Consider the following 19155-nt stretch of genomic DNA (forward strand, 5'->3'; position numbering starts at 1 on the left):
GATTACCGCGGCGCCATGCGCAGCGCGCCGTCCATGCGGATGGTCTCGCCGTTCAGGTAGTCGTGCTCGACGATGTACTGCGACAGCTGCGCGTACTCGTCCGGACGGCCCAGGCGGGACGGGAAGGGCACCCCCGCCTCGAGTCCCTTGCGGTATTCCTCGGTGACGCCGGCCAGCATCGGGGTGTCGATGATGCCGGGGGCGATGGTGTTCACCCGGATGCCGAACTGGGCCAGGTCACGCGCGGCCGGAACGGTCATGCCGTGCACGCCGCCCTTGGAGGCCGAGTAGGCGATCTGACCGATCTGGCCCTCGAACGCCGCGACGGAGGCGGTGTTGATGACCACGCCGCGCTGGCCGTACTCGTCCACGGCGTCGGTCTTGGCGATCGCGTCTGCGGCCAGTCGCATGACGTTGAAGGTGCCGAGCAGGTTTACCGTGATGACCGTGCGGAAAAGCTCCAGGTCGTGCGGGCCGTTCTTGGACAGGATGCGGCCCGCCCAGCCGACGCCGGCGCAGTTGACCACGATGCGCAGCGGCGCGCCGGACTCGACGACCTGCGCGACGGCCGCGGCGACCTCGTCGTTGCTGGTGACATCGGCGGGGATGAGGGTGACCCCGGCGGGCACGTTGTCGCCCGCGCGCTCGATCGACTGCGGTACATCGAGCCCGAAGACGGTCGCGCCCAGTTCGGCGAAGCGCTTGGCGGTGGCGGCGCCGAGGCCCGATGCGCCTCCGGTGACAATGGCGGCGGAACCCGAAATCTCCACGATGGTCCTCTCGTTCGTGACAGCCAGTTGGCCTTTCGTCAATGGCACCCTAACCGGTGCGCGGCGCGCGGCCCTGCACGGCTCCCGCGACTCGTTCCCGGCGCGCACCCTCTTCGATCGGCCTGCGGACCCGACCGCGCAGAATGAAGCAGCCCAGTTCAGCTCGACCGAACACCGGAGTCACCGCATGACCGAATCGGCCCTCAGCGCACGTCTGCCCCGAGGCAGGCACGGCCTGCCGCGGGAGCAGGTGATCGCCTCGCAGCGCGAGCGGATCCTCGTCGCGACGGCGGAGGCCATGGCCGAGAACGGGTATATCGGAACCTCCGTCGCGGCGATCCTGAAACGGGCGGGCGTGTCGCGGGAGACCTTCTACGAGCAGTTCAGGTCCAAAGCGGACTGCTTCGAGGCGGCCTACGAGCGCGCGGTGCAACTGTTGCTCGACCGGATCGCCGAGGCCACCGGGACGGAAGACGAGGCGGACGCCATCACTCGCATGGACCGGATCCTTCGCGCCTATCTCCAGTATCTGGTGGACGACCCGGCCAGCGCGCGGCTGTTCCTGGTCGAGGTCTTCGCGGTGGGGTCGGCGGCGATCGCGCGCCGGGCCCGGCTGCTGGAGCGGTTCGTCGAGTTGATCGCCGACGTGCTCGACGCCCGGACCGAGCCGCAGCGCTTCGCCTGCCAAGCCGTGGCCGCGGCCATCGGTTCGATGGTCACCGCTCGGATCGCGGCAGGGGACGTGGGCGGTCTGCCCGCGCTGAGGGAACCGCTGCTGGATCTGCTGCGCCGGGGTGCGGACTGTATGGAGCCGCGCTGGACTCGTGCGGCGAGCCATCCGAGTGAGCAGCAGCGCCGCACCGGCCAGCGCGGGAGCCAGCGCCGCGAGGCCGGCGACGGCGGCGCCGCCGAGGGCCGGTGCCGCCGCGCCGAGCAGGGTAGCCGAGCCGAAGTAGAGGAAAAGCAGACCCGAGCCGATGCCGATGGCGTGTTCCGGCAGATGCTTGCCGACCAGGATGCCCACCGCGATGGCGAGCGCGTCGGCGGCGACCATGCCGATGGTCGAGCCGAGCCAGACGCCCACCCAGTCGTAGTCGGTGGCCAGCGCGGCGGTCGTGAACATGGTGCGATCGCCCAGTTCGGCGAGCAGGAACGCGGACAGCACCACGAAGAACGGCGCCCCGGCGGCCTTCGGCGTCTTCGGTTCGGGATCGCCGTCGCCGGTGCCGAAGTGTTCGCGCAGGGTCCACAGGCCTACGGCCAGGAAGGTGACGGCGGCGACCAGCGCGATAGCCCTGGTGGGCAGGGCCGCGCCGAGGAAGTGACCGACGCCGACCGAGATCAGGTGGACCGCGGCGGAGGCCGTCGCGATACCGCCCAGGACCACCCACCAGCGATAGCGCAGCGCGAACGTCAGCGCCATCAGCTGGGACTTGTCACCCAGTTCGGCGAGAAAGACGATGCCGATGCTCAGCAAGACGGTGGCGATCATGTGTGGCGGTTCTCCCAGGTCTCCGGCCTGCCGGTCGGAGATGCGGGGCTCCGGCCGACAACGAAATGGTTGTCCAGGCCGAAGGTCTCGCCCACCGGACGGATGCCGGTTCACACAGCCGGACCCGCCGGTGGGCCGGAGGGTCAGTATGTCGACTGTGCGATTGGGGGCTACTCCCCTTCGCTGTAGCCGACTCTACCCGGCGGAACCGGCCCCTGCCAACCCGCTGTCGTCGAAATCGCTATGCGCACAATAAGTTTGGCGATCCAACCGGCGAATTTCGGTTACCCTCACGCGGCCAGCAGCATAGCCAGAACCGCGGTGTCGGGATGGCTGATCGGGTCCAGTCCGACCCGGCTGACCAGCGAAGTGATCGTTCCGTCCGACTCCGCTTCCACCCACGCGGCCCGGTGCTCCAGCCCCAGATGGGGCACGCCGGGCAGCAGCACGCAGCCGGACGCCGCGCCGGCGCATTCCGGCAGCGAGGGGCGGGTTTCGGAGGGAGGATGCAACATCAGCAGCGCCGGGGGCACATGCTCGGCGAAGTGGCCCGGCTCGACGGCTTCCTCGCCCAATACCGGACCTTCGGCCAGCACCAGGCCGACAGTGCCGGGCGCGGGATCGTCGGGCAGGTCCTCACGGACCCCGAACACCGTCGAGGTCGTCAGCAATCCGGGTAGCGTGGCCACGCGCACGGCCAGGACCAGCACCTGAGCCCACTCCTTGGTGGTGTCCGGCCAGCGGCCGGAGATCAAGAAGCCACGCAGCGACCCGCGCGAATGGAACGGCGTGATGCCGATCGGTTCGTTCGTGCGCATTTCTGCCTCCCGTTGTCGAACCCGGGGGCGACCCTGCCCGTCCCTTTTTGGTGTGGATTCCGAATATGAACCACGAGTCACCTGGCACACAAGTACCAAAGAGTGCCAATCGGACAGTCGGACGGAGATCGGCGGGCAATCGGGCTGCGCATGTGGCGGATCCGGCCCCACCTCGCCGGGCCCGAGTTCGGGGTGACCGGACGGGGTTCTCGGCAAAGTGCCCGCGTCGCCGGAAAACAGAACGGGCCCGCGAACCCGGCCGCGCGTGGCGGACGGATTCGCGGACCCGGTTCCGGTGCTCGGGCTCAGCCGAAGATGAGGCCCTTGGCCTGCGAAGTGGCCTTGGCGAAGCGCTCCTGCACGTCGGCCCAGTTGACGACGTTCCAGAAGGCGGTGACGTAGTCGGCCTTGACGTTCTTGTACTGCAGGTAGAAGGCGTGCTCCCACATGTCGACCTGCAGCAGCGGGATGATGCCCAGCGGGACGTTGGCCTGCTGGTCGTAGAGCTGGAAGGTCAGCAGCTTCTGGCCGAGGGTGTCGAAGCCGAGCACCGCCCAGCCCGAGCCCTGCAGACCGTTGGCCGCCGCGGTGAACTGCGCGCGGAACTTGTCGAACGAACCGAACTGGTCGTCGATCGCCGCGGCGAGTTCGCCGACCGGCTTGTCGCCGCCGTTGGGGGAGAGGTTCTTCCACCAGATGGAGTGGTTGACGTGCCCGCCCAGGTGGAACGCGAGGTTCTTCTCGTGCAGGAAGATGGCGCTGTGATCGCCCGACTCGCGAGCGGCTTCCAACTTCTCCAACGCGGTGTTCGCACCGGCGACGTACGCGGCGTGGTGCTTGGAATGATGAAGCTCGTTGATCTGCCCGGAGATGTGGGGCTCCAGGGCGCTGTAGTCGTAATCCAGATCTGGCAGCGTGTACTCAGCCACGATGTCCCTTCCTATGTCGGGCCGGTTGTGCCCGTTGTTCCGAGCACAGCCAACCATCATTCGTACACCCGGTCGATTCCAACTCGGGCCCACGCCCGCACATTCCGGTGACGCCGCTCACAGCCCGCGGGTCGCGCACCGTCACATCACGCACATCGGCCCCACTGGAAACGCACGCGTAGCATCGAACCATGTCGTGGTACGACGAACTAGTGGGGCGTCTGAGCCTCCCCGAACCCGTCATGATCGCACCCGAGCGAGCCCTGCCCGGGCGGGCGGAGCCGCTCGACGTGCCGGATACCCACTACGTCAACGGTCACCCGATCCACCCGCCTTTTCCCGAAGGGCTTCAGCTCGCGGTCGTCGCGATGGGCTGTTTCTGGGGCGCGGAAAAGGGCTTCTGGGAACTCGACGGCGTCTACACCACGGCGGCCGGCTACGTCGGCGGATACACGCCCAACCCCACCTACGAAGAGGTGTGCAGCGGACGGACGGGACATACCGAAGCCGTGCTCGTCGTGTTCGATCCCGCGGTGATCGACTACGCGGGCATTCTCAGGCACTTCTGGGAGAACCACGATCCCACCCAGGGCATGCGTCAGGGCAACGACCGCGGCACCCAATACCGTTCGGCCGTTTTCACCTTCGGCCCGGAGCAGGCCGATCTCGCGCACTCGACGGCCGAGGCGTACGGCAAGCGCCTGGCCGCGGCGGGGTACGGGCGGATCACCACGGACATCGCGCCGCTGCCCGGCTCGGCGGCCTTCTACTACGCCGAGGGCTATCACCAGCAGTACCTGGCGAAGAACCCCGGCGGATATTGCCCCGTGCACGCCACCGGAGTGAGCTGCCCGGTGGGTACGGGCGCCTGAGCGCCCCGACACGAAAAACCGCACATCCGGTCGGGCGGATGTGCGGTCGGTTCGCGAAGATCCCGGGTGCGGCGCTCACAGGGGCGGAGCGATACCGGGACGCATCGCCCGTGGATCACCCGCATCGTGCGCCCGCCACCACCGCGCGCCACCCTCGATGAAGTCCGCCAGGGGAATCTGCTTGCCCCGCGTGTCGTATACGACGATGTCGTCGAACCACACCCGGACGTCCAGCTCGCGCGGATCGATGCCCTCCTCCTGGGAGAACTCCAGAACGTGCACGGACTCGTGATCGTCGATCCGGGTATCGAAGCTGAGCAGTTCACTCCACAGTGTCCAGCTGCTGTCGTCGAGATCGATGAACTCCCAGCCGTGCAGCCGCCCGCCCCCGAAGCTGCGGATCGCCTCGTCCAGGCCGTCCAGTTGCAGCGGGAGCACCCGGGGTTCCAGGTCGTCCCAGTGCTGCGTGCGCAGTGACGCGGCGACCCGGCTCACGCGGGTGAACCGCACCTGCACCCGGCTGTCCTCGGCGGCCGTCCCGTGTTCGGGGAGAGTCAGCACTTCGAGGTCGAGTCGTAACTCGCCCGCGGTCTCGTCGACCGCGAGTCCGAGGCACGTGGCCTCGGACAACGCGACGTTGAGTCCTTCGGTGTCCATTCCGTGGCGTAGCCCCCTGCTCACGTTCATGCGCTCAGGCTACCGATCGTCGACGCCGGATCGCGGCATTTCGGCGGCGTTCTGAATTTCATGGAACCGAACGCGCCCCGGCCCCGTCCAAGTAGATGTCGGAACCCCTTCGGCCGCAGGTTCCGATGTCGGCGACGAATGGCCGCTCCGGGATCACTAGGAGGGGAGTCCCGGATCGGCCATTCGCACCGCACGACCGTTAGGGGGTGAATCCTGTCACGTATCAGGCATCAGCGCCCTGATTCGGACCAGGAGTACGGAAACGCCCCGAAGCGGTAGCTGATAAGTTGCGCAAACGCTCCGCCAACGCGGCAAAATGCCCTCGACAGCTGCGCCTTGTGGATCAACCTGTGGATTATGTGGATAACTTCGCCCGAGTTATGCACAACCCGCATCGAGCGGGGGCGTGGTCGGTTCCGGAAGGGAGAACATACCCGAAGTCGTCGCGCGCTGTCGAGGCCGCTCCCCAGGCATGGAACTGCACGGCGGCCCGCCGCCCATGGCAGGATCGAATCTGTGACGAGCCCCCACGTTCCGTCGGTCACGGTGGAGGACGTGCCTGCCGAATTCGACAGCGCGCCCGCGTCGGCCGACACGCCGCGACCGATCCTGCTCGACGTCCGCGAGGACGACGAGTGGCGGCTCGGACACGCCCCGGGTGCCACCCACATCCCGATGGTCGACGTCCCCGCCCGGATCGACGAGCTGGACTACGACGCGGAACTCTATGTCATCTGCAGGCAGGGCGGCCGGTCCTTGCAGGTGGTCGAATATCTCGCGCACATCGGCTATGAGGCCGTTCAGGTCCATGGGGGCATGGTGGCGTGGCAGCAGGCCGGCCGCCCGCTGGTCGCGGAGGGCGACCACGAGGCGAAGATCTACTGACGAAAGAACGAGGTGCGCGGGTGAGTACGGTGGTACAACCTTGTGCGCGCTGCGGTGCGCGCTGGGCCGTGCAGCGGGCGCCGATGCACTGGTGCCCGCGGTGCCGCGGCGTGCTCCTCTCGCCCGCGCCGATCGACGCGCCCGCCGACCGCCGCAACTACCGCTGGGTGGCCCGTAAACCGGATCATCGCGTCCGCAGGCAGCCGCCAGGGCCCGCCACGCAGAGCCGCACACCTCGCTACACGCGGATTCCGCGCTGGGGTCTGATCGATGCGCCGCCGCAGGCCGCGGGCTCGGTACGCCGACCGCTGGGCAAGTTGACCGACTCGGTGACCCGACTGCTCGTCGCGGCCACGGGCGTTTTCGGGCTGGCGGCCGTCGCCGAGCTGGCGCGCTATGCGCTCTTGCTGCACAACCGGACGCGCCTGATCCACCCCGCCGTGCTCTTCGTCTCCGACGCGTTCGTGATCGGCGCGGGGGTGCTCGCGATCCTGATCGCGCTGCTGGCGGCCTTGTCCACGGTCGGAAGGCTGATCGAGCTCAGGCGGGCGGCCTACGACGCCGTGGGCCGGAGCGACCCGCGTTCGCCGCGAGCGCTGATATCCGGCTGCCTGATCCCGGTGGTCAATTTGCTGTGGCCCGGGATCTTCCTGATCGAAGTGGCCGCGCTGAAAGGTGATCCCCGGGCGGTACGGGCGGCCCGCATCTGGTGGGCGGCGTGGGTGTTCGGCGGGGTCGTCGCGGCGGCCGCGCTACTGTGGCGCACCGCGGATTCGTTGCAGGTGGAGGCGGACGGGGTGTTGTTCACCGCGTTCACCGACCTGGTCGCCGCGGCGGTCGCGCTGCTGACCCTGTGGGTACTGCGCGCGCTCGAGGGGCGTGACCTGCTCGGTCGCCACCGGACCACGCGCCGCTGGCTGATCGCGGTCGACCCCGCCGTGCCGGTGATCGAGCCGGTGCATCCCGGCGGAGGCGGACACGCGGCCGAACCGGTGGGCGCAGGGCAGGCACCCGAGGACAACGGTGCTCAGGACCGTGAGCAGGAGGAGGTTATGGCCAAGTGAGCCAGGGCAGTCGCGCGCCATTCGTCGTCGCGCATCGAGGCGCCTCGGCGGCGCGTCCCGAGCACACGCTCGCCGCATACGAGCTGGCGCTGCAGGAGGGCGCCGACGGCGTCGAATGCGATGTCCGGCTGACCAGGGACGGGCATCTGGTGTGCGTGCACGATCGCACCGTCGACCGCACCTCCTCGGGCAGCGGGCTGGTCAGCGAGATGACGCTGGAGGAACTGCGGGCTCTCGATTTCGGCGCCGACGGCTCGCCCGCCTCGGTGCTGACCCTCAGCGAGCTGATCAGCCTGGTGCTGGACTGGCGCAGCAGGCCGACCAAGCTGTTCATCGAAACCAAGCACCCGGTCCGCTACGGCGCGCTGGTGGAGAACAAGCTGCTCGCCGAGCTCCAGCGCTTCGGCATCGCCACCCCGGCCTCCGCGGACCATTCCCGGGCCGTCGTGATGTCGTTCGCGGCCACCGCGGTGTGGCGCATCCGCCGCGCCGCGCCCCTGCTGCCCACTGTTCTGCTCGGCGAATCATCGCGCTACCTGGGCGGCTCCGCGGCCACAACCGTCGGAGCCACGGCCGTCGGCCCCTCGGTGAAGACCTTGCGCGAACATCCCGAGCTGGTCGACAAGGCCGCCGCGGCAGGCCGCGCGACCTACTGCTGGACCGTCGACGACGCCGACGACGTCCAACTGTGCGCGGACCTCGGCGTCAGCTGGATCGCCACCAACCACCCCGGCCGCACCAAGTCGCTGCTTCCGGCCGCCTGAATCGGCCGCGCGGGGCGAACGAGCGCATGCCGATCGGACCATCGGCTCCATAACGATCGCACCAGCCGCTCTCCCGCCTACGGCGAAAGCCCAACCCACCCGCCGCCGGGTAGCCGCGGCGTCCACAACACAGCCGCCCGCGAAGTCGGGGCGCGTACGAGAGCCGCCGCATCTGCGATCCACGGTGCGACGGCGTTCGCTGCCGCGTCCTGACGACGGCGCAACCCCGTTCGCGCGGTGACCGCATGATGCACCCACGCAGTGCCCGTTCGCCCCACGACTCGCGCGCCCCATGCCCAGAACTCGAAAGCCAAGCTTGCCCAGCTCACCTCGACTCCCGGTTTCGAGCGAAGCGAGACCGAGCATCCGCCGTTCGCGAGCCATGAAGGGGCCGCGAACACCCAGCGCCGCAGGCGCTGGAAAACCAACACCGCGAACACGCCGCGCCGCGGGCGCGGCCGGTCCAACACTGTGTAGGTTGACCCCTCGTGGGTAAGAGTAAGCGCAACAGTCCTAAGCCCGACGGGAACCGGGCCCAGCGTCTCGCCGAGCGGCGGGCAGCGCAGGAGCAAGCGGCACAGGCCGTCACGCGTCCGTTCGAGGGCTTGGCCGCGGAGTGCGATCTGGTCGCGCTCCGTGAATTCGTTCCCTCGGCCACCGCGCGGTTGACGCCCGTGGCGTCGGTCGCGGCCGAGCGGCCGGTCGTGCTCGCCACGGTGCTGCCCGGCGCGGTGGCCGCGCTGGTGCGCGCCGGCGACGAGCCCAGCGGGTACGTGGGCGTGCAGACGCAATTCCAGGGCGCCGACCCGGCAGCCGATCTGGCCGCGGCGATCCTGTGGACCCAGTCCGCCGAGCCCGGTGATTCGCTGTCCTCCGTGGCGAGCGTCGCGGGCGGTCCGCGGCTGGCCGATGTCATCGATCCCGCCGCGAACCTGGAGCTGACCGTGCACCAGGACTTCGACTGGTGGGTGCCCGCCGGAGTCGAGCCCGACGCGCAGGTCGCCGCCACCATCGAGCAGGCCAAACAGGCGATCATGCCGTCGGCGCGGCTCGGGCTGGACGCGATCGGCGCGGCCTGGTGGGTGGACGCGGGCGAGAAGGCGCATATCCGCTGGGTGCGGCCGGAGGACGAGGACGCGCTGATGCTGGCGCTGGCTCGCCTGCATGCCTCCGGCGGCCTGCACCTCGGCGAAGGTTCCCGATTCGCCGGGTCGTTCCGTACGCACGGCGTGCTGGTCCCGGTGTTCGACCTGGACCCGGAGCGGCACCCTGACGAATGGGTGAAGCCCGCAACCGAATTCGGTGCGCGCCTGTCCGAGGCGCTGGCCGTCGACGCCCCGCTGACGGCCGACGAGCGCCGCTCCCGTGACGGCCTGCGGTCACGTCAGGTCACACTGCGCTGAGTTCCCGGTCGACGGGATTCATGCGAAATTCCTATCGATCCGCGGCGACGCCTTTCGATTGCGGCCGATAACGCTGGAAGATAGGGAAGTCTCACCGAACTCTCGCCGAAAGCGCCGAAACCGTCTCGCGCGGATTCGGCGGGAAAAATACCCCGAACAGCGGCAGGCCCGGTCCCTGATAAGAAACCGGGCCTGTTCGCCTTCTCGGCGCGAACTCCGTCAGACGGAGCCGCCCGCCACCGAAGGCGCACCGGAGGTGTCGCTCGGGCCGCTCATTTCCCGGGCGACGAATTCCTCCAGGTCGAACAGGTTCGACCCGGCGCGATCGGCGATGGTGAGCAGTGTGGTCATGTTCGCGACTTCCTCGACCTGTTCCTTCAGGAACCACTGCATGAACTGTTCGCCGAGGTAGTCGCCCTCTTCCCGGGCGGTGCTGGCCAGCTGGATGATCTGCTCGGTAACCGTCTTCTCCTGGGCGAGCGCGAGCGCGATCGGCTCCCGAGCGCTCTCGAAATGCGATTTCGCCGCGTCGATGCCGGAAATCTCGATGCTGATATCCCGGTCCAGGAAGTACCGCACGATCATCATCGCGTGATTGCGTTCTTCGACCGACTGCTTGTAGAACCGCTTGGCCAGCTGCGGCAGGTCGGCATTGTCGAACCACACCGCAATCGCGATGTACTGATGCTCGGCATTGAATTCGTGCCGGATCTGATCGTGCAACAGGCTGTGAAATTTGCTGCGGGGAGCGTCCGGATGGCTTGACATGGCATCGACATTAGCGCTGGTCAGATCGCGTGTCATCCAAGTGCAGCCTTATTGAGGCTAGTATTGCCTAATTAATTCCGCGCTGCTCCAGCCATTTTCGGCGCCGGTATATCGGTGCGCTGCCGCGCCCGCATCTCCCGGGCGACGAACTCCTCGACGTCGAACAACTGCCCGTCGGCGCGGTCGAGTACGGCCAGCAGCGTGGTCATCCGGGCGACGCCCTTCACCTGTTCCTCCAAGAACCACCGGACGAATCGTTCGCCCAGATAGTCACCGGAGCCGCGGGCCGCGCGGGCGAGGTCGCTGATCCGGGCGCTGCGGTCCTGTTCGATCTGCAGCAGCAGAGCGATTGCGCCGCGCGGGGTTTCGAAGGTCGATGTGATCTCCTCCAAGCCCCCGATCTGCACCGGGAGATCCCGGTCCAGCAGGTACTGGACCACGCGCAGCGCATTGCCGTGGTGCTCGCGTGACCGGCCGTAGGCGTGTCCGGCCAATTGCGGCAGTCTGCGCGAGTCGAAGTACACGGCGGCGGCGAGATACTGCTGGGCGGCGGTGAATTCGTGACGGATCTGCGTGCGCAGCAAGTCGGGGAAGGACTCGTCGGCCTCGTCGGTGTCCGGCATGGCATCGACGCTACCGCGTCAGCAGATCCTCCGGAACGGCACGGTCGGCGGCCAGTGCGTCGAAGAAGCGGCCGGCCTTCTCCTTGTCCCACAGCAGCACGTTGCCGCTGTCGGTGTCGTCGAATCCGCCGATCGGCACCGTCGTGGCGACGGTTTCGCCGCGCAGCGCCCAGCCCAGCCCGCCGAGGTCCCAGATGTGGTCACCGTTGTCGACCTTCAGCGACTCGGCGGTGTCGGAGGCCAGCGGCCAGAGCTTGAACGGGTTGGCCAGGGTGGCGCCGCTGGTCGCCTTCTTCAGCAGGGCGGCCATGAACAGGCGCTGATTGTTCATCCGGTCGATGTCCGCGAGCGCGGTCGCCCGGCTGCGGACGAAGCCCAACGCCTGCGGTCCGTTGAGTCGCTGGCAGCCCGCGGGCAGGTCGATGCCGGCGAGCGGGTCGTCGATCGCCTTGGGGACGCACACGTCGATGCCGCCGAGGGTGTCGACCACGCCGGCGAAGCCACCGAAACCGATCTGCGCGTAGTGGTCGATGCGCAAGCCGGTGGCGATCTCCACGGTCTGCACCAGCAGCGCGGGGCCGCCGATGGCGAATGCGGCGTTCAGCTTGTCCTTGCCCTGGCCGGGGATGCCGACGTACGAGTCGCGCGGCAGGCTGACCAGGGTGGTCTTGCCCGATTTCGGCACGTGCACCAGCATGATCGTGTCGGTGCGCTCGGGACCCACCTCGCCGCCGGTGGCGAGTTCCTGCTCCTGCTCGGGGGTCAGCTCGCCGCGGCCGTCGGAGCCGACCAGCAGCCAGTTCGTGCCGGGGGTGTTCCCGACCCGCTTGGCGTAGTTCGCCAGGGCGGGGATGCGGTTGAGCGAGTTGTCCAGTTGGATGACGGCGCCGACGGCCGCGATCACCAGCACCAGCAGGATCACCAGGAACCAGCGGAACGGGTGTCGCTTGCGGCGCGGTCGCGGCGCTCGCGGCGGGCGTTCGCCACGCGGCGGCACGGGCGGCGGGCCCTCGCGGAACGGCCGTGGCTTCCGGGGCGGCGTGGGCGGCGGACCTTCGTGATAGGGCACCGGGCGCTGCGTGGGGGCGTGCCTGCGGGCCGGGGGAGGCGGTGGCATGCGTCGTGCCTGTTCCGGCGGGACCTGCGAATACGCCAGCGGCTGCCCGTGCGGATCGACCGCGCCATCGCGACGCATCACCTGGGTGGGCTCGATCGGCGGCGGCGCGCCCGGACCGGGCGGTGGCACGCGGCGCCGCATGGGAGGCTCACCGGGCCTGCCGGGCGGCGGCATCCGGCGCGTGTGCGCGTTGCGCTGGGGGTCGTCGCCGTTCATCACTGAAACTCTACTTATCGGGCGGTTGTGAGGTGTCGCATGTGGACACCGGGCGCACACGGAAGCGGCGCTGCTTCCTAATTCGCGGGCGGCGCCGGGTTGTTAGCGTTCCGCAGGGCACGGTTGCGTCACGGGAGCCACGAAACATGGCCACGCAGAACGGTATAGCCGAGATAGGCGACCGCATCGATGGTCGCGTGCGCGAGCACCAGCGGCCACAGCCGGTTCGTGCGCTGCCAATAGCGACCGAATATGACGCCCATCACAAAATTTCCGAGTCCTCCGCCCAGTCCCTGATACAGGTGATAGCTGCCCCGCAGCAGCGCCGAGGCCAGCAGCGCCGAGTTCGCCGACCATCCGAGCCTGCGCAACCGGGTGAGCAGGAAAGCCACCACGATGACCTCCTCGGCCAGGGCATTCGCGCAGGCCGAGAGGATGAGCGCGGGCAGCCGCCACCAGTAGTCGCCGAGCGAGGCGGGCACGATCGTCACGCTGAGGCCCAGCGCGTGGGCAAGGAGATACAGTCCCAGCCCCGGTATCCCGATGACCGCGGCGAGCGTCAAGCCGGGTAGCACGTCCGCGCGCCACCGGAGTCGATTAGCCAGCCCGATCATTCGCGGCCCGATGCCGCCGCGCCACAGCAGGTAAAGGCCCAAAGCCGCCCACCCGAGCAGCCGCAGCACGCTGAGCAGCTGGAACAGCAGGTCGATAGTGGATTGCGTGGACCGCGACGGGTTCAGCGCGACCGTCCGCCCACCGATCCCGCCCGGCGCGAGCGCACTCTCCACCAGCGAAAGCGCGGCGCTGAGCCCGCTGAGCCCGAAGGTGACGAGCAGCACCACCGCGATCTCGAGTTTGAGCGCCAGCCGCTCGCGATCGGTCGGCTCGGCCTCGTCCCACTGGGCATCGGACTCCGCACGCATGGGTCGAATCTATTGCGCTCGCCCGGTCGGGCGCGCGGCGCGTCACCGTCGAGTTCCGCGAAGGTCCGGAACCCGCCCGTCGGTGCGTCATCACGCGTCGTGTCGTCGTCGCTACACGTCGGCCGCCGCTGTGGTCGGCCTGCGTGGTGCTCGGGCGGGGTCACAAGATCGAGCCGGTTCGTGAACGAGCGGCCAGGCCCGCGGGGTCGGGCCGCACCGTGCTCGGGTCACCTGGTTCTGCTGTGCGGTGCGCGGGGTGGTCACCGAGTCAGATGCGGCGCAGGCCGTTGAGGAACGGGCAGCCTGCCAGCGTGCGTACGGCCCGGCTGAGGCCTTCGATGTCGTCGGCCGGAGCGCTGAACGGCAAGCGGAAGTCGTGGTCGCCGTCGTGTCCCTCCACCCGCAGGGTGAGCCCGTAGCGGTCGATGGCGAGCGGGTGCACGATGCCGCGCCGCAGCTGCGGCGGCAGGTGCCTGGCCAACTGGGCGACGATATCGGCGTGGTCGGCCTGCATGTGCTGCAGCCATGCGGATTCCATGGCGCAGAACGGATCCGGCTGCGCCGAGCGCAACTCGTCGCTGCTCACCGATTCCGCGCCGGTCGAGTCGGCCACCACCGCGGAGTTGATCACCAGCCGCAGCAGCGTCGCGCCGAAGCCGATGTCGAGCAGCCCGGGATGCGGGTGGTCCTTGGCCACCTCGGTGGCCAGCGCGCGCTGCGCCTGGGTGGGCACCGCACGCACCCAGCCGCGCAGCCAGACCAGTGCGCGCACCGGCTCGCGCAGCGGCAGCGGGGCGTGATCGGTGAGCTCGAGCACCGCGGGCGCGCCCTGCTCGCCGGAATTGCCCGCCAGGATCGCGGCGACCGAGGCGGTGGGCACCGCGATCACGGCGTCGCCGCACTGGCGAACGTGGTGCACCGACGCGGGGGCGGGATCGATGCCCGGCATGGCCAGCACCGCTTGCTCCGCGTGGGCGCACGCGCTGCGCACCCGCTCGGCGGTGGACGGTGCGACGGTCGAGGACGGACTCGGCATACAAACCTCCGTGGAGCGGGCGGCGCGCAATGGTGATTAGGTTACCCTAAGCTAAGTGACAGCGTGTGGGTTCCGCAAGCGTTCCGATCGAGCCGAATCGAAGCGACCCGTGGCATACGGCCGACCGCGGCGAAGCTCATAAGCACCGGTCCCGCGGGCAGCCGGCCTCGGATCGAACAGTGTTGTTACGGTGAGGGCGTGTCGGAAGGGACGGAATCCGGAGAACCGGTGCTGGTGACGTTGTCGACGCCGCCGCGGCGCAGTCTGGTCGACGGGTTGGTCCGCAACATCGGCGCAAGCCCCGCCGCGCCGATCGTGGAACTGGACGCGCCGGACAGCGGGATCGCCGACTTCCTCGCGCAGGCGGCACACTCCGATACCGGTTTCGTCGCGCGTACCGCCTCCGGTGAGCGCGCGGTGGCCATCGTCGCCGCGACGGCCGCCGCACTGTGCGGCGAAGACATCGGCGCCGCACTGCGCAACCCCGATATCGCCTTCCTGACTTCTCTGAAACCACCGGCCGTCGAGGCGGTCAGATCCGTTCTGCTCGCCATCGAAACCGCGGCCGGTGACCGGGTGAACGACGCATTGCGGGTGCTCAACGAAGGTTGAACGGCGCTCGGGCTGCCGTGGAACAGCGGCCGCGCGGTGGCCGGGCCTTCCGCGATTGGTGGGGGGCCGGGCGAGCGCGCAAGTAATCTCGTAACCGTGCCGCGAATCGCGTACTTCGGGCCGTCCGGAACCTTCACCGAGATGGCCCTCGCCCAACTCGAATCCTCGGGAACCTTCGACGGACCCGTCGAGCGGATTGCCGCGCCCAGCCAAGGGGCCGCGCTCGACTTGATCCGCTCCGGCGACGTGGACGGCGCTGTGGTGCCGATCGAGAGTTCCGTCGAGGGGTCGATCTCGGCGACGCTCGACTCGCTGGCAATCGGCCCGCGTCTGCAGATCGTCGCGGAGACCGAACTCGAGGTGAGTTTCACGATCCTGGGCAAGCCGGGCACGGCGCTTCCGGACGTGCGCACCCTCGCCGCATACCCCGTGGCCGCGGCACAGGTGCGGCTGTGGGTGGCGCGGCATCTCCCGCAGGCGCAGCCCTACACCTCGGCGTCGAATGCCGCGGCCGCCGAAGACGTGGTGGCCGGCCACGCCGATGCCGCCGTGTCGACCGCCCTGGCGGGGGAGCGGCTGGGGTTGATCGCGCTGGCATCCGGAGTCGCCGACCACGAGCAGGCCATCACGCGATTCGTGCTGTGCACCCGGCCCACGGTCGCGCCGCCCGCCACGGGCGCCGACCGCACCTCGATCGTGCTCGAATTGTCGAACGTACCGGGCTCGCTGATGCGCGCCTTTGCCGAATTCGCCACGCGCGGTATCGATCTGACCAGGATCGAGTCGCGGCCCACCCGAACCGGCATGGGCACCTACCGGTTTTATCTCGACTGCGTCGGGCACATCGACGACACGGCGGTGGCCGAGGCGCTCAAGGCGCTGCACCGCGCCGCGCGGATCCGCTTTCTCGGGTCCTGGCCGGCGACATCGGCGACCGGCACGCCGCCACCGTCCGACGAAGCCGCGTCGGAGTGGTTGATCCAGCTGAGAAAGGGGAAGGCGGACCTATGACCGGGAGGTTGATTCTGGTCCGGCACGGGGAGACCGAAGGTAACGTCGCCAAGCTGCTGGATACCAGGATTCCAGGACTACCGCTGACCGAACGCGGTGCGGCACAAGCGAAGACGTTCGGCGAGGGCCTGCTCCGCGCGCCGAAGGTGCTGTTCTCCTCGGCGGCGCTGCGGGCACGCCAGACGGCGAGCTACATCGAGGCGGCGACCGGTGTCGCCGCCATGGTCCTGGACGGACTGCACGAGGTGCAGGCCGGGGACCTGGAGGGCAGGCACAGCGAGGACGCGCACCAGACGTTCCAGCAGATCTACCGCGCCTGGCACGAAGGCGATCTCACGTTGCGGGTGCCCGGCGGCGAGTCCGCCCAGGATGTGCTGGATCGGTTTCTGCCCGTGATCGCGGAGTTGCGGAGCACGTATCTGACGCCGGAGGACGACGGGCACGGCGACGTGATGGTGGTCAGCCACGGTGCGGCCATGCGGCTCGTCGGCCGCACGCTCGCGGATGTTCGACCGCCGTTCACGACGAACAACCACCTGGATAACACCGAGACCATCGAGTTGGTGCCGATGCCGGATGGCGGGTGGGAGTGCATCCGCTGGGGCCGGTTCACGCCGCCGTTCGGCTACGACGTCGCGCCTACCTCCGACGATCCCATGGGCTAGCGACGCATATTCGGCGTGCTCAGGACAGCTTCGGATGCCGCGGGAACTCTTCGCGTTCCGGCAGGGAGTTGATCAGGTCCTGCACCGCCGTGCGCAGTCGCGCGGGGGTTCCGCTGCTGAGTGACGTCCACTTCACGCCGTCGTCGGACTTGCTCGCGGTCGCGATGAATCGCCCTGCGCGCGTGTTGAAGACGGCGATGTGGTTGTCGGCCATATCTCTGGTGCCGTCGCCGTAGATGACGCCGACTATCTCGGCATACGAGTGGATTTCGACCAAAGCCGCCGCCAAGGTCTTCGCATCGTGGGCAGGGTTGCCCACCTTCGTCAGCCGCTGGGCGGTGGCCGCGGCGTCACCCGTGTCGCCGAAGATCGTGGCCAGCTCTTCGGTGGGGGCGTTCATGCCGTACAGCTCCAGCGGCTCGGCGTAGCCGAGTGCCGCGAGAATGGTGCCGGGCAGGTCGATTCCCGCCTCGTCGATGACATAGGAGTCCTGTCCCCGAAGGGCGACGACCGCGAGGTCGGCGCCCTTCGCCAGACAGAAGCGACTCACCCAACCGTCGACGATCAAACGCAGCGCGATGATCCAATGCGGCCGGTTCAGCGCGCGCAGCCGATTCTCCAGGTCGCGATGGAGCACATCGTCGATGAGGAGTTCCCGCTGGACGAGCGACTCGGCAGCCGCGTCCATTGCCGCTCTGTGATCGGTCAGGTTGTCGTAACGTGCCCGAGCGTTCAAGACGACGGGGACTTCGATCTGCAGTTTCTCCACGAGAAACTGCATCTCGTCGAGCGACAGGACGACCGCCTCGAGCGTCGACGGGTCGCGGCCGGCACCGAGTACGGTCACCTAACCGTCCCGCTGAAGTCACCGCCGATGACTCCATCGGCGGTGAAGCGGCCGTCGTTGAAGTGCTCGGTCGACCGCAGGTAATCCCGGCCGTTGTGCTCGCTCTCGTCCTCCTCGTCGCTGCGAGCCTGGTTACCGAGCAGCGGATTGCCGTTGCCGTTGTTCGCCGGACGGACCGGGGCAGCCTCGACGGGCTTGACCGCCACGGTCTCCTGCACCGGGGCGGAGCCACCGATCGTGCCGCTGGAGCCCCAGCCTTCCGGAAGCTTGAGCGATCCGTTGCTGATACCGGCCGACCCGAGGCCGGAGAACGACACCGCCCGAGTCGCGGCGGCGGCGGCGGTCGCTGCCGCACCGGCTCCCATGGCCATCGGAGCCATGCCGGAGAAGGTGGGCGCGGAGGTGGTGGTCGCCGCCGCGATCGCGCTGCCCGCGACATTTCCGACAGTGGAGACACCGGTGGTGGCGATCGAGCCGACGGCCTGAGCGGCCTGGGTGGCAGCGCTCGCCACACCGGGGTTGCTCAAGAACGCCTGCGTGGCGGCCACGGCCGCCTGGATCGGATCAGCCGGGACCTCGGTGGTCGTATCCGCGGCCTGTTCGGGGCCGGCCGATCCGGCGCCCTTGGCGATCGGCGGCGGCAGCAGGAACTCGGCAGGGGTGGCGACCATGGCGCTGGTGGCGGCCTCGTAGGTCTCCATGACCAACGCCGCGCGAATGTCCATGGCGTTCCTGGCGACTTCCGCGACCTCGAACGCGCCGCTCAGTACGCCGGGCGGGTTCGCCGACGCGGCCAAGGCGGCGTTGACGGCCGCGATCTCGGGCGGGCTGGGCATCGCCAGCGAGGCGACGGTGTAGGCGGTGGCGTTCGCCGCGGCCTTCGCGCCCATCGCGGCCGCCTGCACGCCCTGCTGCTCGGACCAGCCGAGGAAACCGGTGAGCTTGCTCAGCGCGGCGATACCGTTGATGCCCTGCATCCCGACGCCGAGTTCGGCCATGACCCTGGCGACGGTCGTCGTCGCGTCGATCCAGGCGGCGGTGAGGCCGCCCCAGGCGGTGGCCGCGGCCGAGATCGGAATCGCGTGCGCGCCCGCGTGAAGGGTGGCCGAATTGATCTCCGACGGGCGCGCCGCCCAGATCACCCCGGTGACTCCTGCAACCATGTTTGACTTCTCCCCTGCTTAAGCGTTGCTGATGGGTCTGGAACTACACCTGGATGGCGCTGATGCCCGCGGCGCGCACCACGTCACCCGCGACGTGCTGCGCCAGCTGCATGCGCAGCGTGGCCGCGGCGTGGTGGCATTCCAGAATCGCCTGCGCGATCGCGCGGTCGTGCGACATCGCCCCCTGGTTGAAATGGCTCGCGCCGAGGAAGGAGACCTCCTCGGCGCCGGAGGGCAGCACGTGCGTCGCGGGCGCGGTGATCGCCGCGGCGGCGGCCAGACGTTCGGCGACGAGGTCGAGTTCGGCCGCGGCGGCGAGAATGGCTTCGGGTGCGATCAGTACATGTCCAACCATGACTCGACTCCTTCTAGTGGCTGTGGGGCGGAACCACGAGAATTCCCCCTTCGAGTGATAGGACGCGACAGCAACGCGATCGGTTCCATCGAATCCCCAACTTTTCGATCTCCGTGCCGATTACACACCCACCGC

Annotated in this window: 20 protein-coding genes and 2 pseudogenes; 9 read left to right on the plus strand and 13 right to left on the minus strand. The window is 68.9% G+C overall.

Features of this window, described 5'->3' with window-relative positions:
• Window positions 1–2 precede the first annotated feature (2 nt).
• Entirely contained in the window at window positions 3–770 is a 768-nt protein-coding gene (locus ON29_RS00915) for an SDR family NAD(P)-dependent oxidoreductase (RefSeq protein WP_040864299.1), read from the minus strand.
• A gap of 187 nt (window positions 771–957) precedes the next feature.
• On the opposite strand from ON29_RS00915, the pseudogene ON29_RS37415 reads away from it, so the two are divergent.
• A pseudogene (locus ON29_RS37415) lies at window positions 958–1173 on the plus strand (helix-turn-helix domain-containing protein); the annotation flags it as partial.
• 387 nt (window positions 1174–1560) lie between these two features.
• On the opposite strand, the pseudogene ON29_RS00920 reads toward ON29_RS37415, so the two are convergent.
• From ON29_RS00920 to ON29_RS00930, 3 genes and pseudogenes are all read right to left on the minus strand, one after another.
• Window positions 1561–2262 (minus strand): annotated as a pseudogene (locus tag ON29_RS00920) (TMEM165/GDT1 family protein); the annotation flags it as partial.
• Window positions 2263–2552: 290 nt separating this feature from the next.
• Window positions 2553–3080 carry a hypothetical protein gene (locus tag ON29_RS00925; RefSeq protein WP_040864175.1) on the minus strand — a complete coding sequence of 176 codons (528 nt, stop codon included), beginning with the start codon at window positions 3078–3080 and terminating at the stop codon, window positions 2553–2555.
• A gap of 305 nt (window positions 3081–3385) precedes the next feature.
• A complete protein-coding gene (locus ON29_RS00930) occupies window positions 3386–4009 on the minus strand; it encodes a superoxide dismutase (RefSeq protein WP_039794275.1) in 624 nt (207 codons plus the stop codon).
• Between the two features lie 191 nt (window positions 4010–4200).
• Between ON29_RS00930 and msrA the strand changes: the two genes are divergently transcribed.
• Window positions 4201–4881 (plus strand): peptide-methionine (S)-S-oxide reductase MsrA, encoded by a 681-nt coding sequence (msrA, locus tag ON29_RS00935; protein ID WP_040864176.1) that lies wholly within the window; start codon window positions 4201–4203, stop codon window positions 4879–4881.
• Between the two features lie 75 nt (window positions 4882–4956).
• Here msrA and ON29_RS00940 read toward each other — a convergent pair whose 3' ends face one another.
• Window positions 4957–5568, minus strand: coding sequence for a hypothetical protein (locus ON29_RS00940; protein ID WP_040864177.1), 612 nt, complete (start codon window positions 5566–5568; stop codon window positions 4957–4959).
• A 516-nt stretch (window positions 5569–6084) separates the two neighbouring features.
• Between ON29_RS00940 and ON29_RS36825 the strand changes: the two genes are divergently transcribed.
• From ON29_RS36825 to ON29_RS00960, 4 genes are all read left to right on the plus strand, one after another.
• Window positions 6085–6453, plus strand: a complete 369-nt coding sequence (locus ON29_RS36825) for a rhodanese-like domain-containing protein (RefSeq protein ID WP_040864178.1) — start codon at window positions 6085–6087, stop codon at window positions 6451–6453.
• Window positions 6454–6563: 110 nt separating this feature from the next.
• On the plus strand, window positions 6564–7517 hold the full coding sequence (locus ON29_RS00950; protein ID WP_051174747.1) for a DUF4328 domain-containing protein: 954 nt from the start codon (window positions 6564–6566) through the stop codon (window positions 7515–7517).
• On the plus strand, window positions 7514–8281 hold the full coding sequence (locus ON29_RS00955; RefSeq protein WP_040864180.1) for a glycerophosphodiester phosphodiesterase: 768 nt from the start codon (window positions 7514–7516) through the stop codon (window positions 8279–8281). Before ON29_RS00950 ends, ON29_RS00955 begins: the two co-directional genes overlap by 4 nt.
• Before the next feature lie 488 nt (window positions 8282–8769).
• The gene (locus ON29_RS00960; protein ID WP_040864181.1) at window positions 8770–9684 is read left to right on the plus strand and encodes a DUF5926 family protein; all 915 of its coding nucleotides are present in this window, start codon (window positions 8770–8772) and stop codon (window positions 9682–9684) included.
• A 219-nt stretch (window positions 9685–9903) separates the two neighbouring features.
• On the opposite strand, the gene ON29_RS00965 is transcribed toward ON29_RS00960, so the two are convergent.
• The 5 genes from ON29_RS00965 to ON29_RS00985 form a co-directional block, all read right to left on the minus strand.
• Window positions 9904–10452 carry a ferritin gene (locus ON29_RS00965; protein ID WP_040864182.1) on the minus strand — a complete coding sequence of 183 codons (549 nt, stop codon included), beginning with the start codon at window positions 10450–10452 and terminating at the stop codon, window positions 9904–9906.
• Between the two features lie 71 nt (window positions 10453–10523).
• Window positions 10524–11075: a ferritin gene (locus tag ON29_RS00970; RefSeq protein WP_040864183.1), complete on the minus strand. Its 552-nt coding sequence runs from the start codon at window positions 11073–11075 to the stop codon at window positions 10524–10526.
• 10 nt (window positions 11076–11085) lie between these two features.
• A complete protein-coding gene (locus tag ON29_RS00975; protein WP_174371770.1) occupies window positions 11086–12408 on the minus strand; it encodes an LCP family protein in 1323 nt (440 codons plus the stop codon).
• Window positions 12409–12536: 128 nt separating this feature from the next.
• Window positions 12537–13331, minus strand: a complete 795-nt coding sequence (locus tag ON29_RS00980; protein ID WP_040864184.1) for a CPBP family intramembrane glutamic endopeptidase — start codon at window positions 13329–13331, stop codon at window positions 12537–12539.
• 268 nt (window positions 13332–13599) lie between these two features.
• The gene (locus ON29_RS00985; protein ID WP_040864185.1) at window positions 13600–14367 is read right to left on the minus strand and encodes a DUF2470 domain-containing protein; all 768 of its coding nucleotides are present in this window, start codon (window positions 14365–14367) and stop codon (window positions 13600–13602) included.
• 198 nt (window positions 14368–14565) lie between these two features.
• On the opposite strand from ON29_RS00985, the gene ON29_RS00990 reads away from it, so the two are divergent.
• The 3 genes from ON29_RS00990 (at window position 14566) to ON29_RS01000 (ending at window position 16655) form a co-directional block, all read left to right on the plus strand.
• Entirely contained in the window at window positions 14566–14979 is a 414-nt protein-coding gene (locus ON29_RS00990) for a hypothetical protein (RefSeq protein WP_040864186.1), read from the plus strand.
• Window positions 14980–15075: 96 nt separating this feature from the next.
• Window positions 15076–15990 (plus strand): prephenate dehydratase, encoded by a 915-nt coding sequence (pheA, locus tag ON29_RS00995; RefSeq protein ID WP_040864187.1) that lies wholly within the window; start codon window positions 15076–15078, stop codon window positions 15988–15990.
• Window positions 15987–16655 carry a histidine phosphatase family protein gene (locus ON29_RS01000; protein WP_040864188.1) on the plus strand — a complete coding sequence of 223 codons (669 nt, stop codon included), beginning with the start codon at window positions 15987–15989 and terminating at the stop codon, window positions 16653–16655. The genes pheA and ON29_RS01000 overlap by 4 nt, the downstream gene beginning before the upstream one ends.
• A gap of 19 nt (window positions 16656–16674) precedes the next feature.
• On the opposite strand, the gene ON29_RS01005 is transcribed toward ON29_RS01000, so the two are convergent.
• Genes ON29_RS01005 through ON29_RS01015 form a run of 3 tightly spaced genes read right to left on the minus strand, consistent with a single transcriptional unit; the run spans window position 16675 to window position 19020 of the window.
• The gene (locus tag ON29_RS01005) at window positions 16675–17502 is read right to left on the minus strand and encodes an ESX secretion-associated protein EspG (protein ID WP_040864189.1); all 828 of its coding nucleotides are present in this window, start codon (window positions 17500–17502) and stop codon (window positions 16675–16677) included.
• Complete coding sequence (locus ON29_RS01010) at window positions 17499–18665, minus strand: PPE domain-containing protein (RefSeq protein WP_040864190.1); 1167 nt, start codon at window positions 18663–18665, stop codon at window positions 17499–17501. The genes ON29_RS01005 and ON29_RS01010 overlap by 4 nt, the downstream gene beginning before the upstream one ends.
• A gap of 43 nt (window positions 18666–18708) precedes the next feature.
• Complete coding sequence (locus ON29_RS01015) at window positions 18709–19020, minus strand: PE domain-containing protein (RefSeq protein ID WP_040864191.1); 312 nt, start codon at window positions 19018–19020, stop codon at window positions 18709–18711.
• Between the last annotated feature and the right edge of the window lie 135 nt (window positions 19021–19155).

Origin of the sequence: Nocardia exalbida NBRC 100660, assembly GCF_000308575.1 — a bacterium.
Classification (GTDB): domain Bacteria; phylum Actinomycetota; class Actinomycetes; order Mycobacteriales; family Mycobacteriaceae; genus Nocardia; species Nocardia exalbida.